Consider the following 3,807-nt stretch of genomic DNA (forward strand, 5'->3'; position numbering starts at 1 on the left):
TAATTTGTCCGCCACGGGTAAAGTGGTTGCCGGACGCGCGTTTAGGTCTAGGCATCGTGGTTCCTTGAGAGTGAAATGCAGTGCTTTTTTAGGTAATTACCTGCGTATGCAGATGAGCTGGCCAACAATTGAACGGTTGTTGGCTAATGGTATTGCGGTGTAGGGCTCTGATATGAAAAAAATTTACGCATGCCGAAGGTAAGTCACGGATGTTCACCTCTCCGACGGGGTGGGGGGCTAGAGCCCCGACATGCTGGCAAAACTTGGGTGGTTTATTTCCTTGCGCTGATAATCCTCACGGTCTCGAACGTGGTCAGCGTTATGCTCGAAACCTTCAAAGCAATCCTGATTACTCTTTTTAAGAAGAAAAGCGAAATTGGTCTCTGTGTAATAGAGATGGTGAGCTTTATGTTGATGATGGGCATCACCGGACAGGGATTGGTCGAGTGTTTTTAGAAACGAATGGCTTTGAGCTTATGATTAAAAATGTCCTCGTTGCTTATTGCGCTGGACAGTTATCCATCGTATTCGTATTTTCCCGCGTCGGCTGATTTCAAGGCGATTTCATGGTAAATTTGTCAGAATGATAACGTTCCTTAATGACCTTCAACTTCTATGAATGACCAACTAACCCCAATCAACAAAGACCATTTAAAAAAACTTATCCGAGCAGAACTGGAACCGACATGGTTTGATAAACAATCAGTTAGCCCTGATATGTCTTGGGTGACTCCTGCTGTGTTTGAAATATTGTTTACTGAGTTGATAACTCATACGCGCGGTAATCAGTCTAAGGCTGCTAGGGTTTTAGGGATTAACAGAGGTAATTTCACCAAAAAGTTAAATCAGATCACAACTCGTGAATTTGGATAGGATGAGAGCTTATAAGTAGGTATCCGCCTATTGGTACCCTAACGAGGGTGCAGAGATTAACCAACCCCCATGACCTCTCAAGAAATCAATGGCAGTTGCTCTAATTTTCGCTTCAAGGAGCACTGGCGGTAATCTACTCCAATTGCAAAGTAACCATCATTGGGCTCTTTTAGAAGTCAACGAATATACCCGCCTCTTAGTGTCGCGATAAGTTTTATAATTGGCGCTTTTTACTTCAATTTGAAAACAATTATCGGCATTTTTAGGTGATTTCGATCTATTTGGTACCATGAGCATAAACTCAACCGACGAAGGTTTTAGACAGGTTACGCCCCAACTTTGTGGATAACTGCTTTAATTTGTTATAAAAAAATAATGTTAGGTTGGAATTTAACGAAGCAAGCAAAACGGAAGGCCAAATTAACCATGGAAAAGATAATTCACTACGATATTCTCAAGGTTAAAGTTAGAAGCGATAAAGAAAGCACTCGACTGACCAGCCAATGGGATCAGGTTCTACAAATCTGTCGTGACAAACCACTCGGAGAGATCGCGAGAGCAAGATTAGCGTTTAACCTTGTCGATTACATCACAAGTGAAGATCTACCTTTTCGCTTATTCATCACACGCGCACCACAAGCTATGGCCACCATAGGCGAGGAAACACGAGTGTATAAAGAGCATCGAGTTATTAATGGTAAACAAAGCGGAATGATTTACGCCAAAAGCGAACAAATGTTACCAAGAGAAATCCACTATACGAATGAGTTTGTGGCAACCCGCTACGTTGCTGGGACAAAAACACCACTCTCTGCCACCTCCCTCGTTGATTGCCTCAAGGCTGGAGATGTCATAACACCACTCGATGGCATCTTGTTTTTAGGCTGTAAACGAATCGCCAGTGATATAGCACGTCTTAAAAAAATCGAACCCACCATGAACATCGAAATGAAACGTATCGAAGTATCAGACAACTTCACAGGCACAACAAGAAAGATGGCAAGTTACGAATGAATAACGAGGCGTAAACGATTGCCGCATGCTTTAACATGACAGATATAACTGAAACTAATCTTCGGACAATTCCGAGTTATGAATCATAGAACACTCTGACCTTTCGAATTACTTCTAATATTATAATCATTCAGCTAGCCTACATCTGGCTGACCAATTCCTCTCATACACTACATATTGAAGTACTATGATTAAAGATAGTTAAGCATGCGTTGATAGACCTTGAACTAGGCCGCCTACGAGCACTAAGTCCAACGATAATGTGACACTCTCTTTCTTTCGAATATTTCGAATGTTGACTTTTTTCGAATATTTCGGATAATGTCATGGTGAGAAGATTTGTATACCATGACATCAGAAACTAAAAACTAGAGAGAAACACGATGAATACTGCTACAAAATTGCCAAGCGCTGAAGAAATGGCACTGGCTAAGCTTGGTAGCCAAGAGTTGTCAGCCGTTATAGAAATTAATGGTGAAGCTCAAAGGATTAACGTTGTCGATAAGTCTGGTAAGACTCACGAAGTAACTATTCCAGCAAGCGCATTAAATATGATGATCGAGATGCTTACTCAATTAGGTCAAGGCAACTCTGTTAGCATCACACCTATTCATGCGGAACTCACAACGCAAGAAGGTGCTGAGATGCTAAACATGTCTCGTCCTACTTTCATTAAGCTTCTTGATTCAGGTGATATTCCGTTTAGCCGTACTGGCAACCGTAGAAAGGTAGCTTATACTGATCTTATGGAGTACAAGAACTGCCTAGAAGAGAACAGACTAGCTGCTCTTGCTGAACTATCTGCATTAGACCAAGAAATGGATATGGGATATTAATGGCGTCATATACGGTAATTCTAGACGCATGTGTAATGTACCCAGCTCCACTCCGAAGCTACCTAATGTACTTGGCCAATACTGGCCTGTTTAGAGCGCGATGGACAGAACAGATACATGATGAATGGACTCGAAATCTACTGAAAAATAGGCCAGAGCTAAATGCAGAACAACTGCAAAGAACTCGACAGTTAATGAACGCAAATGTTCCAGACTGCTTGATTGAAGGGTATGAGTCTTTAATTGATGGCCTTACTTTACCCGATGTTGATGATAGACATGTTGTAGCTGCCGCCATTAAAGGTCAGGCTGAGTCTATCATTACGTTCAACCTAAAAGACTTTCCTTCTTGCGAACTCGAGCCTTTAGGTCTAACAGCAATACATCCAGACGAGTTCCTGTGCGATATGTTCGAATTGGACAGTAGCGCATGCGTTAAGGCTGCTCAGCAACAAAGAGCTTCATTAAAAAGGCCACCAATGAGCCAAGATGAGTTCTTAGCTTGCTTACAAAAGCAGAGACTCCCAAGCTTCATCTCACACTTAAAGAGCTTCAAATTGATGCTTTAACTTTGAATTAGTAGATTTTAAACTAGGCCGCTGATTGCGGCCTTTTTGTATACACTCATTCGCGTCTGAAATGTGTTTACTATTTAGCTGTACTCTCCCCGATATTTAAGAGAGCATCATTCGATGTTCTCTTATCTTTTTAACACTTTTGGCATATAAGAAAAAGTACGGTGATTTCAGTAGCGTGATCTGCTACTGAGTAATTACGTTAACGCAGAAAAGGGCACTTTCGAGTTAGAAAGTGCCATAGGTAAAAATTCAGCCTGTGAAGGTTTTGGACAGAAATGAGTTTCGGAGAACCAAGTATTAGCAAATCACGAATTAGCATAAGTATGGAAAGTCACTAAGCTCCCTGTCCAGTATTAATGGTGCACATCAGTTGCCAAACGGGTCTTCGATTTGACACATAAAAAGCCTATTTTCAATTGCCATTGGGCCTCTATACAGTTTTGCACCAAGCTCTTCAAAATGATCCAGTGCTTTATCCAAGTTGTTTACCGACCAATATAAAACTG

Annotated in this window: 5 protein-coding genes; 4 read left to right on the top strand and 1 reads right to left on the bottom strand. The window is 41.4% G+C overall.

The window, feature by feature from the left end:
• The first annotated feature begins 615 nt into the window (after positions 1–615).
• The 4 genes from ACED53_RS22980 to ACED53_RS22995 all read left to right on the top strand — a co-directional run bounded on the left by ACED53_RS22980 (position 616) and on the right by ACED53_RS22995 (position 3,292).
• The gene (locus ACED53_RS22980; protein WP_016800114.1) at positions 616–873 is read left to right on the top strand and encodes a helix-turn-helix domain-containing protein; all 258 of its coding nucleotides are present in this window, start codon (positions 616–618) and stop codon (positions 871–873) included.
• Positions 874–1,299: 426 nt separating this feature from the next.
• A complete protein-coding gene (locus ACED53_RS22985) occupies positions 1,300–1,887 on the top strand; it encodes a hypothetical protein (RefSeq protein ID WP_229648121.1) in 588 nt (195 codons plus the stop codon).
• A gap of 383 nt (positions 1,888–2,270) precedes the next feature.
• The gene (locus ACED53_RS22990; protein ID WP_017098630.1) at positions 2,271–2,723 is read left to right on the top strand and encodes a helix-turn-helix domain-containing protein; all 453 of its coding nucleotides are present in this window, start codon (positions 2,271–2,273) and stop codon (positions 2,721–2,723) included.
• The gene (locus ACED53_RS22995; RefSeq protein WP_017098631.1) at positions 2,723–3,292 is read left to right on the top strand and encodes a PIN domain-containing protein; all 570 of its coding nucleotides are present in this window, start codon (positions 2,723–2,725) and stop codon (positions 3,290–3,292) included. Before ACED53_RS22990 ends, ACED53_RS22995 begins: the two co-directional genes overlap by 1 nt.
• Positions 3,293–3,667: 375 nt before the next feature.
• Here the strand turns inward: ACED53_RS22995 and ACED53_RS23000 are convergent.
• On the bottom strand, positions 3,668–3,807 hold a 140-nt coding region (locus tag ACED53_RS23000), incomplete at its 5' end, for a VOC family protein (RefSeq protein ID WP_371715318.1).

This window comes from Vibrio sp. 1F169, from assembly GCF_041439605.1.
Taxonomy (GTDB): domain Bacteria; phylum Pseudomonadota; class Gammaproteobacteria; order Enterobacterales; family Vibrionaceae; genus Vibrio; species Vibrio tasmaniensis_A.

What these genes read in the sequence shown, in the direction of transcription:
- ACED53_RS22985 (WP_229648121.1), top strand. Translation starts at nt 1,300, where the DNA reads ATGGAAAAGATAATTCACTACGATATTCTCAAGGTTAAAGTTAGAAGC.
- ACED53_RS22990 (WP_017098630.1), top strand. Translation starts at nt 2,271, where the DNA reads ATGAATACTGCTACAAAATTGCCAAGCGCTGAAGAAATGGCACTGGCT.
- ACED53_RS22980 (WP_016800114.1), top strand. Translation starts at nt 616, where the DNA reads ATGAATGACCAACTAACCCCAATCAACAAAGACCATTTAAAAAAACTT.
- ACED53_RS22995 (WP_017098631.1), top strand. Translation starts at nt 2,723, where the DNA reads ATGGCGTCATATACGGTAATTCTAGACGCATGTGTAATGTACCCAGCT.